General features: G+C 34.7%; 26 protein-coding genes and 1 riboswitch. Of the genes, 7 read left to right on the top strand and 19 right to left on the bottom strand.

Annotated elements, in window-relative coordinates:
- Positions 1-49: 49 nt before the first annotated feature.
- Together greA and B0A64_RS17890 are read left to right on the top strand one after the other, a co-directional pair.
- The gene (greA, locus tag B0A64_RS17895) at positions 50-526 is read left to right on the top strand and encodes a transcription elongation factor GreA (RefSeq protein WP_089480866.1); all 477 of its coding nucleotides are present in this window, start codon (positions 50-52) and stop codon (positions 524-526) included.
- Positions 527-611: 85 nt separating this feature from the next.
- A complete protein-coding gene (locus B0A64_RS17890) occupies positions 612-1001 on the top strand; it encodes an HIT family protein (RefSeq protein WP_089480865.1) in 390 nt (129 codons plus the stop codon).
- A gap of 61 nt (positions 1002-1062) precedes the next feature.
- On the opposite strand, the gene B0A64_RS17885 is transcribed toward B0A64_RS17890, so the two are convergent.
- Positions 1063-2211 (bottom strand): sensor histidine kinase, encoded by a 1149-nt coding sequence (locus B0A64_RS17885; RefSeq protein ID WP_089480864.1) that lies wholly within the window; start codon positions 2209-2211, stop codon positions 1063-1065.
- A 161-nt stretch (positions 2212-2372) separates the two neighbouring features.
- Here B0A64_RS17885 and B0A64_RS17880 point away from each other — a divergent pair, with 161 nt between their 5' ends.
- The 4 genes from B0A64_RS17880 to B0A64_RS17865 all read left to right on the top strand — a co-directional run bounded on the left by B0A64_RS17880 (position 2373) and on the right by B0A64_RS17865 (position 5310).
- Complete coding sequence (locus B0A64_RS17880) at positions 2373-3263, top strand: flavin reductase family protein (protein WP_089480863.1); 891 nt, start codon at positions 2373-2375, stop codon at positions 3261-3263.
- Positions 3264-3278: 15 nt separating this feature from the next.
- The gene (locus B0A64_RS17875; protein WP_089480862.1) at positions 3279-3650 is read left to right on the top strand and encodes a DUF3127 domain-containing protein; all 372 of its coding nucleotides are present in this window, start codon (positions 3279-3281) and stop codon (positions 3648-3650) included.
- A 224-nt stretch (positions 3651-3874) separates the two neighbouring features.
- Positions 3875-4516 (top strand): leucyl/phenylalanyl-tRNA--protein transferase, encoded by a 642-nt coding sequence (aat, locus tag B0A64_RS17870; protein ID WP_089480861.1) that lies wholly within the window; start codon positions 3875-3877, stop codon positions 4514-4516.
- Positions 4516-5310: an MOSC domain-containing protein gene (locus B0A64_RS17865; protein WP_089480860.1), complete on the top strand. Its 795-nt coding sequence runs from the start codon at positions 4516-4518 to the stop codon at positions 5308-5310. The genes aat and B0A64_RS17865 overlap by 1 nt, the downstream gene beginning before the upstream one ends.
- On the opposite strand, the gene B0A64_RS17860 is transcribed toward B0A64_RS17865, so the two are convergent.
- The 12 genes from B0A64_RS17860 to B0A64_RS17805 form a co-directional block, all read right to left on the bottom strand.
- Complete coding sequence (locus tag B0A64_RS17860) at positions 5307-6017, bottom strand: HesA/MoeB/ThiF family protein (protein WP_089480859.1); 711 nt, start codon at positions 6015-6017, stop codon at positions 5307-5309. The genes B0A64_RS17865 and B0A64_RS17860 overlap by 4 nt on opposite strands.
- Before the next feature lie 81 nt (positions 6018-6098).
- Positions 6099-7220, bottom strand: coding sequence for a 2-iminoacetate synthase ThiH (gene thiH, locus B0A64_RS17855; protein WP_089480858.1), 1122 nt, complete (start codon positions 7218-7220; stop codon positions 6099-6101).
- A gap of 39 nt (positions 7221-7259) precedes the next feature.
- A complete protein-coding gene (locus B0A64_RS17850) occupies positions 7260-7637 on the bottom strand; it encodes a GxxExxY protein (protein ID WP_089480857.1) in 378 nt (125 codons plus the stop codon).
- 150 nt (positions 7638-7787) lie between these two features.
- Positions 7788-8564 (bottom strand): thiazole synthase, encoded by a 777-nt coding sequence (locus B0A64_RS17845; protein WP_089480856.1) that lies wholly within the window; start codon positions 8562-8564, stop codon positions 7788-7790.
- Positions 8545-9183 carry a thiamine phosphate synthase gene (locus B0A64_RS17840; protein ID WP_089480855.1) on the bottom strand — a complete coding sequence of 213 codons (639 nt, stop codon included), beginning with the start codon at positions 9181-9183 and terminating at the stop codon, positions 8545-8547. The genes B0A64_RS17845 and B0A64_RS17840 overlap by 20 nt, the downstream gene beginning before the upstream one ends.
- Entirely contained in the window at positions 9173-9928 is a 756-nt protein-coding gene (locus B0A64_RS17835) for a hydroxymethylpyrimidine/phosphomethylpyrimidine kinase (RefSeq protein ID WP_089480854.1), read from the bottom strand. The genes B0A64_RS17840 and B0A64_RS17835 overlap by 11 nt, the downstream gene beginning before the upstream one ends.
- The gene (locus B0A64_RS17830; protein WP_089480853.1) at positions 9895-10497 is read right to left on the bottom strand and encodes a thiamine phosphate synthase; all 603 of its coding nucleotides are present in this window, start codon (positions 10495-10497) and stop codon (positions 9895-9897) included. Before B0A64_RS17830 ends, B0A64_RS17835 begins: the two co-directional genes overlap by 34 nt.
- Before the next feature lie 88 nt (positions 10498-10585).
- Positions 10586-12409: a phosphomethylpyrimidine synthase ThiC gene (thiC, locus tag B0A64_RS17825; protein ID WP_089480852.1), complete on the bottom strand. Its 1824-nt coding sequence runs from the start codon at positions 12407-12409 to the stop codon at positions 10586-10588.
- Between the two features lie 160 nt (positions 12410-12569).
- Positions 12570-12776 (bottom strand): sulfur carrier protein ThiS, encoded by a 207-nt coding sequence (gene thiS, locus B0A64_RS17820; RefSeq protein ID WP_089480851.1) that lies wholly within the window; start codon positions 12774-12776, stop codon positions 12570-12572.
- Positions 12777-12861: 85 nt separating this feature from the next.
- Positions 12862-12959: riboswitch (TPP riboswitch) on the bottom strand.
- A 99-nt stretch (positions 12960-13058) separates the two neighbouring features.
- Entirely contained in the window at positions 13059-13622 is a 564-nt protein-coding gene (locus B0A64_RS17815; RefSeq protein WP_089480850.1) for a DNA-3-methyladenine glycosylase I, read from the bottom strand.
- Positions 13622-14263: a hypothetical protein gene (locus tag B0A64_RS17810; protein WP_089480849.1), complete on the bottom strand. Its 642-nt coding sequence runs from the start codon at positions 14261-14263 to the stop codon at positions 13622-13624. Before B0A64_RS17810 ends, B0A64_RS17815 begins: the two co-directional genes overlap by 1 nt.
- Positions 14260-14940 carry a queuosine precursor transporter gene (locus tag B0A64_RS17805; RefSeq protein WP_089480848.1) on the bottom strand — a complete coding sequence of 227 codons (681 nt, stop codon included), beginning with the start codon at positions 14938-14940 and terminating at the stop codon, positions 14260-14262. The genes B0A64_RS17810 and B0A64_RS17805 overlap by 4 nt, the downstream gene beginning before the upstream one ends.
- 180 nt (positions 14941-15120) lie before the next feature.
- On the opposite strand from B0A64_RS17805, the gene B0A64_RS17800 reads away from it, so the two are divergent.
- A complete protein-coding gene (locus tag B0A64_RS17800; RefSeq protein ID WP_089480847.1) occupies positions 15121-17241 on the top strand; it encodes a M3 family metallopeptidase in 2121 nt (706 codons plus the stop codon).
- A gap of 77 nt (positions 17242-17318) precedes the next feature.
- Here B0A64_RS17800 and tsf read toward each other — a convergent pair whose 3' ends face one another.
- The 6 genes from tsf to B0A64_RS17770 form a co-directional block, all read right to left on the bottom strand.
- Positions 17319-18281, bottom strand: coding sequence for a translation elongation factor Ts (gene tsf / locus B0A64_RS17795; RefSeq protein WP_089480846.1), 963 nt, complete (start codon positions 18279-18281; stop codon positions 17319-17321).
- A gap of 136 nt (positions 18282-18417) precedes the next feature.
- On the bottom strand, positions 18418-19209 hold the full coding sequence (rpsB, locus tag B0A64_RS17790) for a 30S ribosomal protein S2 (protein WP_089480845.1): 792 nt from the start codon (positions 19207-19209) through the stop codon (positions 18418-18420).
- Positions 19210-19454: 245 nt separating this feature from the next.
- Positions 19455-19841 carry a 30S ribosomal protein S9 gene (gene rpsI / locus B0A64_RS17785; RefSeq protein WP_007808909.1) on the bottom strand — a complete coding sequence of 129 codons (387 nt, stop codon included), beginning with the start codon at positions 19839-19841 and terminating at the stop codon, positions 19455-19457.
- Entirely contained in the window at positions 19841-20296 is a 456-nt protein-coding gene (gene rplM, locus B0A64_RS17780; protein WP_007808911.1) for a 50S ribosomal protein L13, read from the bottom strand. Before rplM ends, rpsI begins: the two co-directional genes overlap by 1 nt.
- A gap of 192 nt (positions 20297-20488) precedes the next feature.
- A complete protein-coding gene (locus tag B0A64_RS17775; RefSeq protein ID WP_089480844.1) occupies positions 20489-21301 on the bottom strand; it encodes a ferritin-like domain-containing protein in 813 nt (270 codons plus the stop codon).
- A gap of 26 nt (positions 21302-21327) precedes the next feature.
- Positions 21328-22074, bottom strand: coding sequence for a ferritin-like domain-containing protein (locus B0A64_RS17770; RefSeq protein ID WP_089480843.1), 747 nt, complete (start codon positions 22072-22074; stop codon positions 21328-21330).
- Between the last annotated feature and the right edge of the window lie 173 nt (positions 22075-22247).

The following is a 22247-nucleotide window of genomic DNA, read 5'->3' as shown; positions in this document are numbered from 1 at the left end:
AAAATCCCGTCCTGATGGGATTTTTTGTATTTATATAAACGACGAAGTTATGAGTAAAGTATCTTATTATACCGCAGAAGGATTAAAAAAATTAAAAGATGAGTTGGAGCATTTAAAAAGTGTAATGCGACCAAAGGCATCTCAAGATATAGCAGAAGCAAGAGACAAAGGTGATTTATCTGAAAACGCCGAATATGATGCAGCAAAAGAAGCACAGGGGTTATTAGAAATGAGAATTGCTAAACTCGAAGAAGTGTATTCTAATGCAAGATTAATAGACGAATCGCAACTTGATGTTTCGAAAGCGTTGGTGCTGTCTAATGTAAAAATTAAGAACCAAAGCAATGGAATGGAAATGAAATATACGCTTGTTGCCGAAAGTGAAGCCGATTTGAAAACCGGAAAGATCTCAGTGACATCTCCTATTGGAAAAGGTTTACTAGGTAAATCTGTAGGAGAAGTAGCGGAAATTACAGTGCCAAACGGAGTATTGAAATTTGAAGTTCTTGAAATAACCAGAGACTAAATCCTTGCGAGGAACGAAGCAATCTCACTATTAAGATTTTAATCGTTAAGTCGATTAAACAATTATTCAAATAAACGAATAAACCATGCCATCAATATTTACCAAAATAGTAAACGGAGAAATTCCTGCCTATAAAATTGCTGAAGACGATAATTTTCTCGCTTTTTTAGATGTAAATCCAAACGCTAAAGGACACACACTTTGTATTCCTAAACAAGAAATCGATAAGATTTTTGATATGGAAGATGAATTGTACTTAGGCTTAATGAAATTTTCTAAAAAAATTGCAATTGCTTTAGAGAAAACCGTTCCCTGCAAAAGAGTTGGTATTGCGGTAGTAGGTCTGGAAGTTCCTCATGCACACGTTCATTTAATCCCGCTAAACGAAATGGATGAAATGCGTTTTCAGAACAAAGTTTCCCTTTCTAAAGAAGAATTTGAAGCTTTGGCCAAAAACATTCAGGCAAATTTATAAAGTATAAAAGGTTTCGACTTCGCTCAACCTGATAAAAATAAAGTGTAGTAAAGTAATTTTGCTACACTTTTTTATTTAATGAAATCTGAAAAGTGGTTCCTTTTCCAATTTCAGAATGTAAAACTTTTATTTTTCCGCTGTGATATTCTTCAACAATTCTTTTGGTTAAAGAAAGCCCTAATCCCCAGCCACGTTTTTTAGTCGTAAAACCAGGTTCGAAAATTGTTTTGAATTGTTTTTTAGCAATTCCGGTTCCGGAATCCTTCACATTTATTTTTACATGATGTGCATCTTGCTCAATTTGAAGATCAAGAGTCCCTTTTCCTTTCATGGCATCAATAGCATTTTTTACCAAGTTTTCGATTGTCCAGCTGTGCAACGTTGGATTTATCATTGCAAAAACAGGTTCTTGTGGGACATGATAGGAGAAAGCAACCTGTTTAGAAAAACGGGATTGCAAATATTCATAAGTATGCAGCGTCTCGGCAATAATATCATGTTCCTCTAAAACAGGAACTGATCCTATTTTAGAAAAACGATCTGTAATAGTTTGCAAACGATCAACATCTTTTTCTATTTCTGCCGTAATAGATTGGTCTATCTCTTCGGTTTTCAAGATCTCAACCCAACCAATCAACGATGACAAAGGTGTCCCGATCTGATGTGCTGTTTCTTTTGCCATTCCCGCCCAGAGTTTGTTTTGAGTAGCCATTTTAGTACTTCGGTAGAAATTGTAAATTAAAGCACCAAACAAAAATATAATAAGCAGTAAAGCAACCGGATAATACTTTAATTTATTAATCAAGGCCGAATTCCCGTAATATAACTCTTGATATTTTCCCGGAGCATATTCAATAACTATAGGATCGTTTTCATTTTTTAAATTATTGAGGTACGAGATTGATTTTGCATTATCCTTCAGAATTTCGTCGGGGATATTCTTGGCACTGATAATCTTGCCATACATGGTTAATATAACGGGAATCGTAGTGTTTTTATTTAGAATTTTAAGCGGTAAGTCCAGTTCAGTATATTCATCTGCACTGACGACTGTTTTTTGTGCATCTGCAAAAAGATTCATCTTTAATCGCTCTTCATTTTTAAAAATTTGGAAAAAAGTATAAGTATTCCAAAGAATCAAAGTAATGATTGAAAAGGAGATAAGAATTATTACCCAACGAGTTGTATTTCTACTTTTAGAAAAACGCATAAACTAATTTTTGAGGTATAAATATAACGAAATAAACACATTTAATATTTTGCAAAGCTTTAAAGATTTTTTGTTTTTAAGTCCAAAACTATTTCTTGGACAAAAACGATTTCTATACTTTTGTAGCTGCCGAAATGAGATTCGGTTAAAAAGAAAAATTTATGATTAGCATCGATCCTAAAGAAATTACAACGGCAAAATTGCAAGGGTATTTGCAAAGTGCTGTAGGACCAAGACCAATTGCATTTGCGAGTACAATTAGTACAAAAGGAATTCCTAATTTGTCGCCTTTTAGTTTCTTTAATGTGTTTAGTGCCAACCCGCCAATTTTAGTTTTTTCGCCGGCACGTCGTGTACGGGACAATACCGTAAAACATACCCTAATTAATGCTGAGGCAACTCGCGAAGTAGTAATTAATGTAGTCAATTATGATTTGGTGCAACAGACATCACTGGCAAGTACAGAATATGGCGATGGTGTAAACGAATTTATAAAAGCCGGATTAACACAAATTCCGTCAGATTTTGTAAAACCTTATCGGGTAAAAGAATCTCCGGTCCAGTTTGAGTGCAAAGTCACGCAGATTATTGCGTTAGGAGATCAGGGTGGAGCAGGAAATCTGATTCTTTGCGAAGTGGTTAAAATTCATATTCACGAAGCTATTTTAGATGAAAATGGAAGTATCGATCAACACAAAATAGATTTGGTTTCAAGACTGGGAAGCAACTGGTATTCAAGATCCAATCAAGGGCTTTTTGAAGTGCCAAAACCATTGACAACACTAGGAGTTGGTGTAGATGTTATTCCTAATTATATTAAAGAAAGTCCCGTATTTAACGGAAATGACCTTGGAAAATTAGGTAATATAGAAGCCTTGCCTACAACGGAAGAAGTTAGTATATTTGTGAAAGAAAACTTTTCGGTAAAAGGAGTATTAAGTTCCGATGATAAGGAAAAAATACATCTAGAGGCCAAAAGATATCTTAATAACGATGATATTTCATCAGCTTGGAAAGTGCTTTTAGCAAAAAAAATAGAAAAGAAACAATAATTAATATAGAAGAAGATGGAAGTTACAGGAAAAGTAAAAGTGGTGAACCCAGAGCAACAAGTTAGTGCTGCATTCAAAAAAAGAGAGTTGGTTGTTACCACAGATGAGCAGTATCCACAGCATATTTTGATCGAATTTACACAAGATAAGTGCGATTTATTAAGTAGCTACAAACAAGGTGAGGCAGTAAAAGTTTCTATCAATTTAAGAGGAAGAGAATGGGTTAATCCACAAGGAGAAACCAGATATTTCAATAGTATTCAAGGTTGGAGAATTGAAAGAGTAGCTCCTGAAGGTCCTGGACAAACTCCTGCAATGCCTGCGGCTGAAGCTTTTGCTCCGGCAACTAACCTAAACGAAGACGAACCAGACGACTTACCGTTCTAAAAGTTTAAATCTCAAAAAATAAATTCCAAATTCCAATTCATAAAATGTGCAATTGGGGTTTGGAATTTTGTTTTATTCGTAATTTGTGTCATTTCGACTAAGAAGAAATGACAAGATTGCACACAGCGATTGCGTAAAACCTTTGACAAAGCTCAAAACATTGAGAAAGGTTTTCTTTAAGTTTGGGATTTGAGATTTAACCTTATTAGAATTTATTTTAAAAAATGTATTACGTATTCAAAGATTTGTTTTTTCCCCCTGTTTCCGAAGCTGATGAAGATGGAGTTCTCGCTATTGGTGGAGATTTAGATCCTGAAAGATTAAAATTGGCTTACAAAAGCGGAATTTTTCCTTGGTTTAATGAGGGAGATCCAATACTTTGGTGGTCACCGGATCCTAGAATGGTCCTTTTTCTGGATGAGTTAATCGTCTCTAAAAGTATGCGAAACATTTTGAACAGAAATCAGTTTAAAATTACGTTTAATCAAGATTTTGCAGCCGTAATTTCAAATTGTCAAAACATAAAACGAGAGGATCAAAACGGAACCTGGATTTCAAACGAAATGATCGATGCCTATTGTAAATTGAATGAACAGGGAATTGCAAAATCTGTTGAGGTTTGGCAAGAAGATGTTTTGGTGGGAGGCTTATATGGGATTGATTTAGGTCATGTTTTTTGTGGAGAAAGTATGTTTTCGAAGGTTTCAAATGCCTCAAAAGCAGCTTTCATTGCTTTGGTAAATCATTTAAAAAATGAAGATTACAAACTTTTAGATTGTCAGGTTTACAATCCGCATTTAGAAAGTTTAGGTTGCCGGGAAATCGATCGGGAAGAATTTATGTCTATTTTAGAAAATAAGAAATAATGAGCAGAATTCACTTTGTAAAAGAAATTTATATTTACCCAATAAAAAGCTTAGCAGGAATTAGTTGTAAGAATGCTTTGGCAGAAGAAATGGGATTCGAAAATGACCGAAGATGGATGTTGATTGATGCCGAAAATCAAATGATAACGCAAAGAGAACATCGCATTATGAGTCAGTTTTATCCACAGATCTCAGACGGGAAAATTAGTATTACTTTTCTCGGTCAAAAGCATGAATTTTTTATTAATGAACATTTAGATAATTCTATTCAGGTTAATGTTTGGGATGATAATAGTGAAGTCGTTGAGGTAAATCATAAAACTTCAAAATGGTTCAGCCAACATTTAGGATTTGAATGTAAATTGGTCAAAATTATTAAAAATGGAGATCGCAAACATGAAAGTTCCAGATTAAAAGAAACCTTCAATGTAAGTCTTGCAGATGGTTACCCTTATTTACTGATAGGAACAGAAAGTTTGGATTTTTTAAATGAAAAATTAGAAGATAAAATTACTGTTTTAAGATTTCGTCCTAACATCGTCATAAGTAGTGAAAAACCTCATGAAGAAGATGATTTCGATACTTTTAAAATTGGCGAAGTACAATTTAAAAATGTAAAACCCTGCGGAAGATGTATTATGGTGAATAATGATCCTCAAAATGGTAAATTAAAAAAAGAACCTCTGAAAACCTTAAGCAAATACAGAAATGTAAATAATTCCGTTTTATTCGGAACCAATATTGTGAGTTTAAATTCAGGAATTATAAGTGTGGGAGACGAAATTGTTTTTTAGAAATTCAGTTTTGTAAAGTTCCAGTTTAAGGTATTAAAAAGGATCAACTCATTTTTTAAGGCAGGTAATTCCAGAATCAATTTTAAGGTTTCGTGCGCCATCATAGTGCCAATCATACCGGGTAAAGTTCCTAAAACGCCATTCAAATCACAATTCGGAACATCTTTTGGATCTGGCATTTCGGGAAATAAATCACGTAAATTTTTGCTTCCGTTATGATTGAAAATCGCAACCTGACCTTCAAATTTTAAAATGCTTCCGTAAACCAGCGTTTTTTGCAATATAACACAAGTATCGTTAACCAAATAACGTGTGGTAAAATTATCAGAACCATCTACAATAATATCATATTGTTTAATGAATTTTGATGCATTTTCTAAAGTCAATTTTTCAGTAATAGCTTCAACTTCTATCAAAGGATTTAATTGCATAAGAACTTCTTTGGCAACAACAGCTTTTAGTTGGCCTATTTCATTTTCAGTATACAAGATTTGACGGTGCAAATTGTGAATTTCGATAGTGTCAAAATCCATAATCCCAATAAATCCTACACCAGCAGTAGCAATATATTGAAGAATTGGGCAGCCTAAACCACCGGCACCAATAACCAAAACTTTAGCTTTTTTTAGTTTTTCCTGTCCTTCATCGCCAATTTCAGGAAGAATGGTTTGTCTGTTATAACGAAGGAATTCTTGTATAATGCTCATTTTAATTAATTTTAGATTTCTGATTTTAGATTTCTAATTTTAGAGTTTAGATTGATGAAATGAAGAATAAAAAATCTAAAATCAGAAATTAGAAATAAAACTCTTGTCCCAATCTTTCCAAACGGGTTCATAACCTGAGTTGGTTATAATTTGGGCGATTTCTTTTGCTGAACGCTCATCGCTGATTTCAAATTGTTCCAGAGATTGCGGATCAACAACATAACCACCCGGATTTGTTTTAGATCCTGCGCTCATACTGGTAACTCCTATTGGAATAATGTTGTTTCTGAATTTTTCATTTTCTCTGGTCGAAATCGAGATTTCCAGATCCTCATTCCATAACCGATAGGCACAAATAAGCTGTGTGAGATCTTTATCGTCCATAATAAAATTGGGTTCAATAATTCCTTCGGCAGGGCGTAATCTTGGGAAAGAAACGGAATATTTAGTCTGCCAATATCTTTTTTGAAGATAATCGAGGTGCAAAGCATTAAAGAAGCTATCGGTTCGCCAATCTTCCAGACCTAATAAAACGCCTAAACCAATCTTATGAATTCCGGCAGTTCCAATTCTGTCAGGCGTTTCTAATCTGTAATCAAAATTTGATTTTTTGCCTTTTGTGTGGTATTTTTTATACACTTCCTGATGATACGTCTCCTGATAAACCAAAACCGAATATACTCCGGCTTTATGTAAACGCTCATACTCCTCAGTAGAAAGAGGCTGAACTTCAACCGAAATAATTGAAAATTCTTTTCTTATTAAAGCAATTGCATTAAGAAAATAATTAATGTTTACGCTATAATTTGCTTCGCCCGTAACGAGTAAAACATGATCGAAACCAAGATTTTTTAAAGCTTCGGCCTCCAGTTTTATCTCAGCATCTGAAAGGGTTTTTCGCTTGATTTTATTGTCTAAACTAAAGCCGCAATAGGTGCAAATATTTTGGCATTCGTTGCTTAAATAAAGTGGCGCATACATTTGAATGGTTTTGCCAAAGCGTTTTTTGGTGATTTCGTGACATTGTTGCGCCATTTGTTCCAGATAATTTTGCGCAACGGGAGAAATTAAAACCAAAAAATCATCGAGATTTCGTTTGTTTTTAGACAAAGCCCGTTCTACATCTTTTGATGTGGTTTGGTATATTTTAGATTGAATAGAATCCCAATCATATTGTTCAAAAACTGATTTGAATGTTTTCATTGAATTGTGTTTTGTTTCACGCGGATTTTTCGAGATAGTTCAGATTTTGTTTGCGACTCGATGTATATTATCTAGAATATTTATACAATTAAAATTGACTAATAGCCCCAGTTTTTTATTTGTTAATTTTAAATAAGTATTTAATTGTTTAAAGTGAATAGCTTTCAATTCATTAACAGATTTTAGTTCAACAATTACTTTGTTTTCAACTAATAGATCTAATCGAAAAGTGATATCTAATTCCACATTATCATATTTAACGGGTAAATTAATTTGTTTAATAGTATTTAATCCATCCTTGTTTAATTGATAATGTAAAGCACTTTCGTAAACGGATTCAAGTAACCCAGGACCTAAAGTATTATATACCTTAAATATTGCACCTCTAACTTTATATGAAATTTCATTTTCTGACATAATGTTGATTTTAATTTAAAATCAAATTTAATGAAATTTCCTACTTTTTTAGTTTTTTCTCGCAGATTTGGCAGATTGAGCAGATCTATTTGAAGTAAAAAATGCAGAAAAAAATCTGTTCAATCTGCCAAATCTGCGAGAGCTTAAAAGCTAGTCATATAAAAAAGATGTCAAAGGACTAGAAGCCACAGCATAATTATGCTGATGAGCAATTCGGGCTTCAAAAGCTTTTCTGCCTGCAATAACAGCTGTTGCAAACGCTTCTGCCATTAATTTTGGATTTCCGGCTACAGCAATTGCGGTATTGACCAAAACAGCATCGGCTCCAATTTCCATTGCTTTTGCAGCATCAGACGGAGCACCAATTCCAGCATCTACAATTACCGGAACAGTACTTTGTTCGATAATAATCTCGAGAAAATCAATTGTTTTTAAGCCTTTGTTACTGCCAATTGGCGAACCTAAAGGCATTACGGCGCTAGTTCCTGCATTTTCTAAATGTTTGCACAATACAGGATCTGCATGGATGTAGGGCAATACAAAAAAACCAAGTTTAGCCAATTCTTCCGTAGCTTTTAAAGTCTCGATAGGATCCGGCATTAAGTATTTAGGATCCGGATGAATTTCGAGTTTTAACCAATTTGTTTCTAAGGCTTCTCTGGCTAATTGTGCCGCAAAAACAGCTTCTTTAGCATTTCTGGCACCGGAAGTATTAGGTAATAAACGAATATTTGGATGTTGTAAATGTGATAAAATAGCATCGGTTTCAGTTTCTAAATCGATGCGTTTTAGAGCAACAGTAATCAATTCGCTTTCTGATGCTAAAATGGCTTCTTCCATTTCGCGGTTCGAACCAAATTTCCCGGTTCCCAAAAATAGGCGGGAGGTAAAGGTTTGGTCTCCAATTTTAAACAATGACGTTTGCATATAACTTTTCGTTTAATTGTTGAATTAATTTTTCCTGATTTTCACTCTTTGTGATCAGTCCCGAGACAGCAATACCATGAATTCCGGTTTGCATCAATTGATCGATATCCTCTAATACGATTCCGCCAATAGCATAAACAGGGATTTTGAGATTGTTGTGTTTCATTTTCTCAATAATGGCAATATATCCTGATAATCCTAAAATGGGGCTTAGTTTCTCTTTTGTTTTCGTGAATCGATAAGGACCAAGACCAATATAATCGCAACCATTTTTTGCATGATTTTCTATGTCTTCAAAAGTGTTGGCTGTTCCTCCAATAATTTTTGTGTTGCCTAAAATCGCTCGGGCTTCCTTTATCTTCATATCTGTGAGTCCCAGATGTACACCATCTGCTGCGACTTGTTGTGCGAGATATAAGTTGTCATTTACAATAAAGTTAGCGAGATATTCTTCGCATAAAATCTTTACCGCATCTGCCAGAGTAAAGGTATCTTTGATAGTTTGATTCTTAAATCGCATCTGTATCCAATCACATCCCGCATCTAGTGCCTGATGAATATTGTACAGTTGTTCTTCGATTGTATTTCCTTGTGAGATGTATTGTAGTTTATGATACATAATGATATCCAATTAAAGTTGAAGTTGAACTAAGGAATTTTTCGATATAAATTTTAGCATTTTTGCAGGCTTCCTCTATCGTTTGATCCATACCCAGATTTGCAGTTATTGCTGACGAAAGGACACAACCGGAACCATGTTTTTCAAAACATTTTTTATTAGAAGGGAGTAAGTCAATAATTCTATCATCAATAAATAACCGATCCGTTCCAATGTCTGATGGATTATGTCCGCCTTTTAATAAAATAGAAGTCGGAATTTTAAGGTGTAACCAAAGTTTATCGAATACAAAACCAGGAAACAAAACTTCTATTTCATTATAGTTTGGCGTAATCAAATCGATTTTTGATAGTATTTTATTTAAATCCAATCGCTCATAGATAGTCATAAATTCGAATTTTGTCGTCGATTTTAAAACCGGATCCCAAACAATTTTTGTTGTTGGGGATAATAGCTTTATTGTCGAAAGAATTTCATTCAGGTAATGTAATGAAGGAACAATTCCAATTTTTACCGTTTTGATCTCATAACTTTCAAACAAGGTTTCGATCGACCGAATTACATAACTCAAATCTGTCCATTGAATATCCTGAAATTTATTTTCGGTCTGTATGGTATTGGCGGTTATAATTGCAAATCCTGCAACCTGATGTTGTTCGAATGTCTTGATATCTGCCAAAACTCCCGCACCGCCCGTGGGATCAAAACCTGCTATACTGAGTAAGAACGGGCGATTTGTTGACATAATTTGAATTGTTTTATTGGGTTTTCGTTATTCCAGATACTTCCTAAAAGAGCTACATCATCAAAACCTTTTTCAAGTGTTTGTTTAATGTTTTCAGATTCAATTCCGCCCAAAGCAACCACCTTTGTTTTATAATTTGTTCTTGATTTTATGACTTCAAAAAGATCTGTTTCCGGATGATAATTTTCTTTAGAAATACTAGTAAAAACAGGACTTAAAAAAGCATAATCAAAATCATTTTCTAATGCATTAAAATCTTCTATAGAATGTGTTGATGTTGACTTATACCTAGAAGGTTTTGAAAACCTTGCAGGAAAATCAGGGATGTATTTTCGTTCTTTTTCAGAAAAATGAATTCGATTAATTCCAAAATCTTCTATTAAATCATGATGACTGTGCAATACCAGATTATCTCGAAATTCGAGTTTTATTTGATGAATAAACTGAGCCATTTCAATCATAGAAAAATCAGGCTTCCGGATATGAAGCAAAGACAATCCTTCTTTAAACAAGGAATCAATAATGCTGCTTTCATTTGCAATTGCACAAGGACTTGTAATTACGATCATAATCTATTTTCTATACTTTCTAGTCTTTTCTCTCGAGTCTTTCCTCTATCTTCTATTTTCTATTTTCTTTCTTCTATTTTCTTCTACATTAGATATAAATCTCTTTTCCCTGTTCAATAAATTCTTCTGATTTTTCCTGCATGCCTTTTTCGGCCGCGGCAACGTCACGAATTTCCTGAGATATTTTCATGGAACAGAATTTAGGTCCGCACATCGAACAAAAGTGAGCTACTTTAGCACCATCAGCAGGAAGTGTTTCGTCATGAAATTCTCTTGCTGTATCGGGATCTAATGATAAATTAAACTGATCTTCCCAACGAAATTCAAAACGGGCTTTACTCAAAGCATTGTCGCGATACTGTGCTCCGGGATGACCTTTGGCTAAATCAGCAGCATGAGCCGAAATTTTATAAGTAATAACCCCATCTTTTACATCTTTTTTATTGGGCAAACCAAGATGTTCTTTTGGCGTAACATAGCACAACATGGCACAACCATACCAGCCAATCATAGCGGCTCCAATTGCTGATGTAATATGGTCATAACCAGGTGCAATATCTGTCGTTAATGGACCTAAAGTATAAAATGGTGCTTCATGACAATGCTCTAATTGTTTGTCCATATTTTCTTTAATCATGTGCATGGGTACATGACCCGGACCTTCAATAAAAACCTGTACATCATGTTTCCAGGCAATTTTGGTCAATTCGCCTAAAGTTTCTAACTCGGCAAATTGTGCAGCATCATTGGCATCAGCAATCGAACCGGGACGTAAACCATCGCCTAGAGAAAACGCAACATCATATTGTTTCATGATTTCGCAGATTTCTTCGAAATGAGTGTATAAAAAGTTTTCTTTATGATGAAACAAACACCATTTTGCCATAATAGAACCTCCTCTGGAAACGATTCCGGTAACACGATCTGCTGTTAAATGTATGTAGCGCAATAAAACTCCCGCATGGATAGTAAAATAGGAAACACCCTGTTCTGCCTGTTCGATCAAAGTATCGCGGAAAACTTCCCAGGTTAAATCTTCGGCGATTCCTTTTACTTTCTCTAGCGCTTGATAAATAGGGACAGTACCAATTGGAACCGGAGAATTGCGAATAATCCATTCTCTGGTTTCATGAATATTTTTTCCTGTCGAAAGATCCATGATCGTGTCAGCTCCCCAACGGCAAGCCCAAACCGCTTTTTCTACTTCTTCTTCGATACTAGAAGTCACAGCACTATTACCAATATTGGCATTGATTTTTACTAAAAAATTACGTCCAACAATCATCGGCTCACTCTCGGGATGATTGATGTTGTTTGGGATTATGGCTCTTCCGCAAGCCACTTCGCTACGAACAAATTCAGGCGTGATTTTGCTCTTTGGTGTGTTGGCTCCAAAACTATGTCCGTCGTGTTGACATCGCATGGCTTTGGTTTGTTCGTTTAAAAGTTCAATACGCTGGTTTTCGCGAATCGATATATATTCCATTTCAGGAGTAATTATACCTTGTTTGGCATAATACAATTGGGTTACGTTGGCGCCTTTTTTTGCTCTTTTTGGCTGGTGTAAATATTCGAAACGAAGATGATTCAGACTTTCATCTTTTAATCGGGTTTGTCCGTAATCTGATGTGATTTCAGTAAGAATTTCGACATCTTCTCGATCCAGAATCCAGCTTTCGCGTAAGCGAGGTAATCCTTTGCGAATGTCAATTTCGATATTTGGATCTGTATAAGGTCCGGAAGTATCGTAGATGGTAACCGCTGGATTTTTCTCGATTCCGCCGTTTGAAAGTTTCGTATCGCTTAAAATAACTTCGCGCATAGCAACTTTTATGGGATGAATTTCACCGTTTACATATACTTTATTAGAATTTGGGAATGGTGTTCTGGAAATTTGTTCTTCTGTAGTCATAGCTTGTGAGGTGTATGTTGTAAAATGTGAGATGTAAAAATGTAATTGTCAATTGTAGAGGCGCACTGTAGTGTGTCTTTTTGAGGTGTTTATTTTGTATGTTTTTGTGATTTTTGTTTTCTCTAGGGATAGAAGTGGAAAGCCCGTTTAAGCAGTCCAATTATCCGCCTTGTGTTGCTGAAATAATTAGAATTTCGTCAGTTTCTTGTACAAGATGTTGGTTCCAATTGAGTTTTGGAACGACAGTATTATTTACAGCAACGGCAATTCCGTTTTGTTTATGAGGAATTTCGAGATCGAGCAATGCCTGAACGCTAAGTGATTCAGCATTGAATTGTTTTGTTTGTTGGTTGATTTTTAGTTCCATTCCTTAAGTTTTAAGTTACTATAAAGATTCACTACAGTGAATCTCTACCTTAGGAATGGCTACAATTGCGCATAAAAATGCGCGCAGAAGTCATCTTACTTTTCCCTACGCTAGTATGAACTAGATCAGGTTCAGAGGGTAAAATCTCAGCCTACAAAGTTGTAGACACCCCTAAAGTGTGAAGCAAATATAATGTTTTTTTTAAAGTTTTGAGTTTTCAGTCTCTGTTTTCAGTATTTAACTTAAAATATCGAGTTCTAAAAAACTGAAAACTGCGACTGATTACCGGAGTCTTGTCCAGCAATCCTCGACATGATCATTGACCATTCCGGTGGCTTGCATTTGAGCATAAATTACGGTTGAACCTACAAATTTAAAACCTCTTTTTTTTAAATCTTTACTAATTTCGTCTGAAAGTGGGGTAGTTGCCGGAACGTCTTTTAGGGTTTTCGGATTGTTAATAATAGGTTTTCCGTTGGTAAATTTCCAGATATAAGTAGAGAAACTTCCAAATTCTTCCTGTACCTTCATAAAAGCCTGTGCGTTTGAAACTGTAGCTCTAATTTTAAGTTTGTTGCGAATGATTCCGCTGTCTTGCAATAAAGATTCGATTTTTTCTTCGGGATAATTGGCGATTTTTTTATAATCAAAATGGTCAAAAGCAACTCTGAAGTTCTCTCTTTTGTTTAATATAGTAATCCAGCTTAAACCAGCCTGAAAAGTTTCTAAAATTAAAAATTCAAATAAAGCCGAATCGTCATAAACGGGAACACCCCATTCTTCGTCGTGATATTTTTTATATAAATCGCTGGCAGAACACCAGCCACATCGTATTTGATTTTCCATTATTTTCCAATTTTCCAGTGATACCCTTTTACGGAGGGAATGTAGGCTAAATTTCCGACAATAATTAAATTGTTGTAGATTTTTTTATTGTACTCTATTCCAATTGCCTTTCCGGAAGTATACATTTTATTGGCTTCAAACTTAATTTTCATTCGGGCATCCGTAAATTTTGCATCAGATATTTTTTCTACAAACCAGGTAGATTTCCATTTGATGTCAATTTCATCTTCGGCAGTTTTAGTAATGCTTTTAATGAGTTTAACACCTTCTTTGGGAATATTATGCTCTTCGATTAATTCTTTTTGAGTTAATGTTTCTCCTGTTTTACAAGTTAAAAGCAGTTTTTTGAAATAGCTGAATCCTTTCAATTTTTCATTGTCTAAAGTTCCTGTTTCCGTACTGTCTTTTGCAACTGATTCTTCGGCTGTACCTGTTTTATGGTTTTTTATGTTTTTTGGTAATATTGTTTTTGCAATAGAATCCTTGACTGCGATGATGTTTTCTACTGTATTTTTTGAGATATTTTTTATCTTTTCGGAAATAGAAGTAGTAGATTCCAATATGTTTTTACGATCATTTTTATTGCAGCCAAAAACGCAGAATATTACAAGAATTAATACAATTAGATTTTGATTTTTCATTCTGTCGAGTCTTCTTTTTTCTCTGTAGGATTGTCTTCTTCAAGATATTTTTTAATTAAATGATGTCCGGCATAAATAAGTGGAGTCAATAAGATTGCGATCGATAATTTGAATGTATATCCAATTAAGGCTGACGAAAGAAAGGTGTCAAAATTGATTTTTCCCGGTAACCAAAAGGCAACGCCAAGAACAATAAAAGAATCAAATAATTGCGAAACTACGGTTGATCCGGTTGTTCTAAGCCATATTTTTCTTTCTCCTGTTCGTCTTTTAAAGAACCAGAATATCCAAACATCAATTAGTTGAGATGCCATAAACGCAATCAAACTACCAACAATAATCCACATACTTTGACCAAAAACAGCCGTAAATTGCTCATCATTTACTGGGCTGATACCTTTTGCGGCAGGAATTACGATTGCCATAAACAAAATAAGAAAAGCGTATGCAATAAGACAAGCAGTTATAAATGATAACTTTTTTACACCCTTTTCTCCAAAATATTCATTGATTAAATCAGTTGTTAAAAATACTACCGGCCAGGGCAAAATTCCAATACTCATTACAAATGGTCCAACTTGAATTAATTTTCCTCCAATAAGTTCCGCTACAACAGCATTAGTTATGAAGATGCCTGCTAGAATTACAAAAACAATTTCTTTTCTGGTTTTAAACATGTGATGTGGTAAATGATGTTCCAAATTTAAACTATTTCCCTATAACTTTTAATGGATATTTTTAAATTAAACTACGGTTTTGAGATAAGCTGAAAGTTAAAATTTTCTTTCGAATGCTGATTTTTAGTTACATTTGGTACAATAACATGTTTTACTTTATATTAAATCAAATTAATGATAATGAAAAAATTAATGACAATTTTTCTCATGGGAACAACTTTATTTGCGGCCAACGCACAAACAATTTCCGATAATCCGTTGCTTAAAAAATGGACAGGGCCATACGGAGGAGTTCCTGCCTTTAATACGTACATGGTTTCGGATTTTAAACCTGCAATTCAATTTGCAATTCAGGAAAAACTTAGCGAAATAGATGCTATTACCAGCAACCCAAAAGCACCAACTTTTGAAAATACTATTGCAGCTCTTGAGCGTTCCGGTAAAACAATCTCAAGAATTTATACCGTTTACGGAATTTACGGGTCTACTTTAAGTACTCCGGAGTTTGATGCTGTTGAAACAGAAATGTCTCCAAAATTATCGGAGTTCAATGATAAGATTTTTCAAAACAAGAAATTATTTACCAGAATAGAAACTTTATACAACTCTAAGGAGAGTAAAAAACTTACGAGCGAGCAACAACGTTTAATTTGGTTGTATTATACTGATTTTGTTCGTGAAGGTGCTAAACTGAATGAAAATGACAAAGAAAAAGTAGCTAAGATTAATCAGGAATTAGCAAGTCTTTTTACTAAATTCAGTCAAAATTTATTAGCAGAAGAACACAATCAATATGTAGCCTTAAAAACCGAAAGCGATTTTGATGGTTTGCCAGCCGAAGCTAAAAATGCTGCTATTGCTGAAGCTAAAAGCAGAAAATTAGATGTAATGGGGTGTGTTGCAAACACACGTTCTTCTATCGAGCCATTTTTAACTTTTTCTACTCGTAGAGATTTAAGAGAAAAAGCATTTGATATTTTTGTAAAACGTGGTGATAATGGTAATGCAAACGATAACAACGCAACACTGGTTTCTATTTTGCAATTGCGTACTCAAAAAGCAAAATTATTAGGTTTCCCTACTTTTGCTGATTGGAGTTTGTCTAATAAAATGGCTAAAGATCCTAAGAAAACATTAGATCTAATGTTGTCAGTATGGGAGCCTGCAGTAGAAAAAGTACATCAGGACGTTGCCGAAATGCAAAAAATTGTAGATGCTGAAGGTGGTAAATTTAAAATTAAGCCTTGGGATTATCGTTACTATGCTGAAAAAGTTAGAAAAGCAAAATATGATTTAGATCAAAATGAAGTTAAGCCTTATTTGCAATTAGAGAACTTGCGTGAAGGTATGTTTTGGGTTGCCGGAGAATTGTTTAATTTAAGTTTCAAACAAATTACAACTGTTCCTGTTTATCATCCAGATGTTCGTGTTTGGGAAGTAAGTAATAAAATTACGGGTAAAGTTGTTGGATTATGGTATTTTGATCCTTATGCTCGTGCAGGAAAACGTTCTGGTGCATGGATGAATGCTTACCGTGATCAACAAAAAATGGACGGTGAGGTACTTACAATCGTTTCTAATAATTGTAATTTTATTAAAGGAACTGCAAATGAGCCAATTTTGATTTCATGGGAAGATGCTACCACTTTATTTCATGAATTTGGACATGCGCTTCACGGGTTATGCTCGAATGTAACCTATCCAAGTTTGTCAGGAACAAATGTAGCGAGAGATTATGTAGAGTTTCCTTCGCAATTGCTGGAGCATTGGCTGGCTACTCCTGAAGTATTGAATAAATTTGCTTTGCATTATAAAACAAATCAGCCATTGCCACAATCATTGGTAGACAGAATCGAGAAAGCAGCAAATTTTGGGGAAGGTTTTTCTACTGTAGAAACAATTTCAAGTTCATTAATTGATATGAAATTGCACTTGGCAACAACGACTATCGATCCTCATAAATTCGAAAAAGAGACTTTAGACGCCCTTCATATGCCTTCAGAAATTGTTATGCGTCATAGAATTCCTCAATTCGGACATATTTTCTCAGGAGATGGTTATGCAGCAGGATACTATAGTTATTTATGGGCAGATGTTATTAATGCAGATGCTTATGAGGCTTTTACAGAAGGAAAAGGACCTTATGACAAAGAAGTTGCTAAACGTCTTTATGATAGTGTTTTTAGTGTAGGAAATACTATTGATCAGGAAAAAGCTTATGAGAACTTTAGAGGACGAGCTCCTAAGTCTGATGCTTTAATGCGTGCAAGGAATTTTCCAATTGTAGAGAAAAAGAAATAAGAATAAAATAAAAGATATTGAAACAAAAAAAAGCCCGAATAAATTAATATCCGGGCTTTTTATATTGAAATAATATATTAACCTAAAGTAACTCTTTTGAAACCTGTAATTTCAACATTGTATCCTTTAACGTAATCACCAACTTTTTTACTGTCGTCTTTGATAAAGTTTTGATCTAACAAAGCTTTCTCTTGATCTAAAGTAGTGTTGTCAGAGATAAAACGTTGAACTTTTCCTGGGATAATTTTGTCCCAAATTTGCTCTGGTTTACCTTCAGCTTTTAATTCAGCTTTAGCATCTTCTTCAGCTTGTTTTATAACTTCTTCAGTCAATTGAGAGAAGGAAATATATTTAGGAACATTTTTTAAAGTTTTTCCTAAACGTTTAGCCTCTTCATTATCTTTTTCGATTACAGCAATACGAGCAGCAAGTTCAGATTCAACGAAAGCAGGATCAAAATCTTTGTAAGATAATGTATCAGCTCCCATAGAAGCAACTTGCATAGAAACATCTTTAGTTAAAACCTCAGCGTTAGGAATTGCAGCAGAAATTGCAGTTAATGCAGCAATTTTGTTAACGTGAACATAAGATCCAACGAAAGCACCTTCTAAAATTTCAAAACCACCGATTTCGATTTTTTCTCCGATAACTCCAGTTTGCTCGATTAATTTTTCGGCAACAGTAATTCCGTTGAAATCTGAAGCTAAGAATTCTTCTTTAGAAGAGAAGTTAATAGCTCTTTCTACTAATTCTTTAGCCAAAGTTACAAAAGCCTCATTTTTACCTACGAAATCTGTTTCGCAGTTTAAAGTGATGATAGCTCCTTTAGTATTGTCAGCATTAACAAAAGAAACAGCAGCTCCTTCAGAAGACTCACGGTCAGAACGGTTAGCAGCAACTTTTTGTCCTTTTTCTCTAAGGACTTGTATCGCTTTATCGAAATCTCCTTCAGCTTCAACTAAAGCTTTTTTACAGTCCATCATTCCGGCACCTGTAGTTTGTCTTAATTTATTTACGTCTGCAGCAGTAATTGTTGCCATAATATTTTGAATTTTAATGTTAAAAGTAAAAATTCCATCTTCTAAATCCCAAACTCCAATTTTATTAAATTATCAACATAACGTTTTTAATTTGTATTTGGAATTTGGAATTTAAAATTTGGAATTTAAATTTGATTTATTCTTCAGTTGCAGGTGCAGCAGCTTCAACAGCTGGCGCAGCTTCTACAGCAGCAGGAGCAGCAGCTTCTTCTGTTGTAGCTTCAGTTTCTTTTTCAGAACCTCTGTCAGATAGACCGTCGATTACAGCAGCAGTAACTAAAGATAAAATTTTGTCAATTGATTTAGAAGCATCATCATTTGCAGGAATAACGTAATCAACCTCTCTTGGGTCAGAATTCGTATCAACCATTGCGAAAACTGGAATGTTTAATTTTTGTGCTTCTTTTATTGCGATATGTTCAGCTTTGATATCTACTACGAACAATGCAGCTGGTAGTCTGGACATGTCAGCGATTGAACCTAAGTTTTTCTCTAATTTAGCACGTAGACGATCAACTTGCAAACGCTCTTTTTTAGATAACGTCATGAAAGTACCGTCTTTCTTCATTTTATCAATAGAAGACATTTTTTTAACTGCCTTTCTGATAGTTACAAAGTTAGTTAGCATTCCACCAGGCCATCTTTCAGTGATGTAAGGCATGTTTGCAGCTTTTGCTTTTTCAGCAACGATGTCTTTTGCTTGTTTTTTGGTAGCTACGAATAAGATTTTTCTACCTGATGCAGCGATTTTTTTCAAAGCTTCGTTAGCCTCTTCAATTTTTGCTGCAGTTTTATATAGATTGATAATGTGAATACCATTACGCTCCATATAAATGTAAGGGGCCATATTTGGGTCCCATTTTCTAGTCATGTGTCCAAAGTGAACACCTGCTTCTAGTAAGTCTTTAACTTCTATTTTGTTTGCCATTTTTGTACTAGTTTACGTTCTGTTGATTAGCAATGTCCCGTTTTGGATTTAATTATTTAAAAATTCAAAGATTTAAAAACGACAGTCTGTAATCTTTAAATTATTCAATTTTTAATCTTTCAATCCCAGTTTCATTTAGATGCTAAACTATTTCCTACCTCGGTAGGAGAGCAACAACAACTGTGTTTTTTAATTTCAATAAATAATTGATGATGTCCTGTACCAGATGTACAAGACAGGTAATATTAACGTTTAGAGAATTGGAATCTCTTACGAGCTTTCTTCTGACCGAATTTCTTACGTTCAACCATTCTTGGATCTCTTGTTAATAAACCTTCTGGTTTAAGGATAGCTCTGTTTTCAGCATTTACTTCACACATAACGCGTGCTAATGCCATTCTTACAGCTTCTGCCTGACCAGTTGAACCACCTCCGTAAACGTTTACTTTTACATCAAAGTTGTTTACATTTTCTGTCATAGACATTGGTTGTAAAACTTTGTATTGTAAAGTTGCAGTTGGAAAGTAAGTTGCGAATTCTTTTTTGTTTACAGTGATTTTACCTGTTCCTTCAGAAACATATACACGTGCAACAGCGGTTTTTCTTCTACCGATTTTGTGAATAACTCCCATTACTTAAGATCGTTTAGGTTAACAGTTCTAGGTTTTTGAGCTCCTTGTTTGTGCTCAGATCCTACAACAACATTTAGATTTCTAAAAAGTTCAGCTCCTAATTTGTTTTTAGGTAACATTCCTTTTACAGCTTTCTCTACTAATAATGCAGGGTTTTTAGATTGCAATACTTTAGCAGTTAAAGTTCTTTGTCCTCCTGGGTAACCTGTATGACGCATGTAAATTTTGTCATTCATTTTTGTACCTGTAAGGTTAATTTTTTCTGAGTTGATAACAATTACGTTATCTCCACAGTCAACGTGCGGTGTGTAACTTGGTTTGTACTTACCTCTTAAGATCATTGCAACCTTTGAAGCAAGACGACCTAAGTTATGACCTTCAGCGTCAACAACAATCCACTCTTTAGTTACAGTGGCTTTGCTAGCTGAAATTGTCTTGTAGCTTAATGCGTCCATAATATTATTTTAATTAAACATTCCATCCCCAATAAAGGGGATGCAAAAGTACAATTAATTATTTTAAAACCAAATACCTGAAAAGAATATTTTATCTGCTGAAAATCAGCCTATCAGTTTTATATTTAAAAGAATAAAAAAAAACCACCTTCACAATAACGCGAAGGTGGTTCAATATTTAGAATTGTTTTGTTAAACAATAAATAAATTTGCAATGTCAACGACTTGTTGTGTCGTAAGAGGCTCATCATAAGCTTCTGAGCCTGCGGCAGGTCCAAATGCAGTCGAGGTATTAAATCCTGCCTGCACAGTAACTCCTTCGCCGGTATAAACGGCTTGTGTGGCCGGTGGCATTCCCGCGCCTCTCTCGTCATTTGAAATCCATCCTTTTAAACCTCGTAATCGTCGCACTTCAGAAGCATGACGCGCTTCTACCGAGTGAATTTGTAATGCGGCAGTTAATAAATCCGGTGTAGAAATTAAATTTGCTGCCTGACCTTTGTATGCTCTTACGCCAGTATCCTCAAAGGCTTGTGCCAGTGCTAAAAAGGTTGGGTAATCATGAAACGGGTCAAATGTCCCTCCTACGGTAAAGTCAAAAGTAGGTTTAGCTACGAAGTTCGCACTTGCTGGTCCGCCTAATCCTGCAATCAAAAATTTAACATGATTGGATTCATGTGCTGCTATTTGTTGAAAAACTTTTAAATCACGACCTCCGTTTTCAGATGCAGGGATTACGCCAGAATCTAATGCCATGGCATAAAATTCGTTTTCCAGATATTCTAATGTCAATGCAAATTGCAAAGCTCCAATTGGTGTAGCCGGAGTTGCTGTAATATCTTTAGCTAATGCTTTATTGGCCATAGCAGATAATCCAAATGGGATTGATGCGTATGCCAGTGTTTTTCCTATGTTTCCAAACTGATTAAAACTGTCTCTTCTGGAGCTAGTGCTTCTCATTAAGCTGTCATCAGTAAATGTTTCTATAAATTTTAAAATATTCATAATTTCTAAGTTTTAGCTAGTTAAGATTAAGGTAAATATTTGGCAGTAAATTTTGTTGTAATAAAGCCTCCCGCAATTGGTAGAATTTTAGAAGGATCTTTGGCAACATCCAATCCTGTTGATGTACTTATGATATCATCGCCGGCAAAATCCTTAGAATTAGGATTAATTAAACTTCTGATAGCCGCAGCATGTCTGGCCTCTACCGAAACAATTTTTCCGGCCAACAGTAAATAATCAGCACTCTTAATTAGTTTTCCGGCTCCGTTATAAGCAGCAACTCCAGTATCTTCAAGAGCTTTTGCTGTAGCAAGAACATCAGCACGGCTATTAAAATTAAGAGAACCATAATTAAAAGCTAAAGTTGGTAGTAATTGAGAGCTTGGATCAGGAAGCGCTCCGGATAAAGCAGCTTTAAAAAAATCTCTGTGAATTACTTCATGATGATACAAATCAGTCAAAACCTGACGTTCAGTATCATTAAAAGCGCTATTAAAGCTTGTAGAATTTACAACTTTAGTATAAAAGTCGGCTTCCAGTTGTTCCAGAGCGTAAGCATAAGTTAACACTCCAAAATCTCCAGAGCCTAAATCAAAAACACCATTTCTAACTCCTGGCAACGATGTGTCTTCCATATCGTTATCGTCATCATTATTGCTGCAACCTGCCATTACCAGACCTGCAGTAACTAATGTTAGTCCGCTGAGCTTAAGAAAGCTCCTTCTGTTATTCAATGAAGGGTCAACTTCATGAATTTTAACTTCGTTTTTCATAATCAAGGTTTTTAAAAAAGGTTAATAACATGTATTAAGTTATTAACGAAATTTTATGAGATGCGGTTTTGGAAAATCGAAGTATTTTAAAATTATTTTAAAAAGACCCTATAAATTCAAATACTGGTAGGTGTTTTTTGTTTTATTTTAGGTAATTCTACTATATTTGTATT

This window comes from Flavobacterium araucananum (genome assembly GCF_002222055.1).
GTDB classification, from domain to species: Bacteria; Bacteroidota; Bacteroidia; order Flavobacteriales; family Flavobacteriaceae; genus Flavobacterium; species Flavobacterium araucananum.
Note: the sequence above shows the minus strand (reverse complement) of the source record. Positions and strands in the feature narration are given on the sequence as shown.

Coding starts and splice junctions, on each gene's coding strand:
- B0A64_RS17770 (WP_089480843.1), bottom strand. CDS start 22,074: ATGAAAAACGAAGTTAAAATTCATGAAGTTGACCCTTCATTGAATAAC.
- B0A64_RS17875 (WP_089480862.1), top strand. CDS start 3,279: ATGGAAGTTACAGGAAAAGTAAAAGTGGTGAACCCAGAGCAACAAGTT.
- rpsB (WP_089480845.1), bottom strand. CDS start 19,209: ATGGCAAACAAAATAGAAGTTAAAGACTTACTAGAAGCAGGTGTTCAC.
- aat (WP_089480861.1), top strand. CDS start 3,875: ATGTATTACGTATTCAAAGATTTGTTTTTTCCCCCTGTTTCCGAAGCT.
- thiH (WP_089480858.1), bottom strand. CDS start 7,220: ATGAAAACATTCAAATCAGTTTTTGAACAATATGATTGGGATTCTATT.
- B0A64_RS17835 (WP_089480854.1), bottom strand. CDS start 9,928: ATGTCAACAAATCGCCCGTTCTTACTCAGTATAGCAGGTTTTGATCCC.
- B0A64_RS17810 (WP_089480849.1), bottom strand. CDS start 14,263: ATGAAAAATCAAAATCTAATTGTATTAATTCTTGTAATATTCTGCGTT.
- B0A64_RS17845 (WP_089480856.1), bottom strand. CDS start 8,564: ATGCAAACGTCATTGTTTAAAATTGGAGACCAAACCTTTACCTCCCGC.
- B0A64_RS17860 (WP_089480859.1), bottom strand. CDS start 6,017: ATGAGCATTATACAAGAATTCCTTCGTTATAACAGACAAACCATTCTT.
- B0A64_RS17830 (WP_089480853.1), bottom strand. CDS start 10,497: ATGATCGTAATTACAAGTCCTTGTGCAATTGCAAATGAAAGCAGCATT.
- thiS (WP_089480851.1), bottom strand. CDS start 12,776: ATGGAACTAAAAATCAACCAACAAACAAAACAATTCAATGCTGAATCA.
- greA (WP_089480866.1), top strand. CDS start 50: ATGAGTAAAGTATCTTATTATACCGCAGAAGGATTAAAAAAATTAAAA.
- B0A64_RS17815 (WP_089480850.1), bottom strand. CDS start 13,622: ATGGAAAATCAAATACGATGTGGCTGGTGTTCTGCCAGCGATTTATAT.
- rplM (WP_007808911.1), bottom strand. CDS start 20,296: ATGGACGCATTAAGCTACAAGACAATTTCAGCTAGCAAAGCCACTGTA.
- B0A64_RS17805 (WP_089480848.1), bottom strand. CDS start 14,940: ATGTTTAAAACCAGAAAAGAAATTGTTTTTGTAATTCTAGCAGGCATC.
- tsf (WP_089480846.1), bottom strand. CDS start 18,281: ATGGCAACAATTACTGCTGCAGACGTAAATAAATTAAGACAAACTACA.
- thiC (WP_089480852.1), bottom strand. CDS start 12,409: ATGACTACAGAAGAACAAATTTCCAGAACACCATTCCCAAATTCTAAT.
- B0A64_RS17800 (WP_089480847.1), top strand. CDS start 15,121: ATGAAAAAATTAATGACAATTTTTCTCATGGGAACAACTTTATTTGCG.
- B0A64_RS17840 (WP_089480855.1), bottom strand. CDS start 9,183: ATGTATCATAAACTACAATACATCTCACAAGGAAATACAATCGAAGAA.
- rpsI (WP_007808909.1), bottom strand. CDS start 19,841: ATGGGAGTTATTCACAAAATCGGTAGAAGAAAAACCGCTGTTGCACGT.
- B0A64_RS17890 (WP_089480865.1), top strand. CDS start 612: ATGCCATCAATATTTACCAAAATAGTAAACGGAGAAATTCCTGCCTAT.
- B0A64_RS17850 (WP_089480857.1), bottom strand. CDS start 7,637: ATGTCAGAAAATGAAATTTCATATAAAGTTAGAGGTGCAATATTTAAG.
- B0A64_RS17775 (WP_089480844.1), bottom strand. CDS start 21,301: ATGAATATTTTAAAATTTATAGAAACATTTACTGATGACAGCTTAATG.
- B0A64_RS17885 (WP_089480864.1), bottom strand. CDS start 2,211: ATGCGTTTTTCTAAAAGTAGAAATACAACTCGTTGGGTAATAATTCTT.
- B0A64_RS17880 (WP_089480863.1), top strand. CDS start 2,373: ATGATTAGCATCGATCCTAAAGAAATTACAACGGCAAAATTGCAAGGG.
- B0A64_RS17865 (WP_089480860.1), top strand. CDS start 4,516: ATGAGCAGAATTCACTTTGTAAAAGAAATTTATATTTACCCAATAAAA.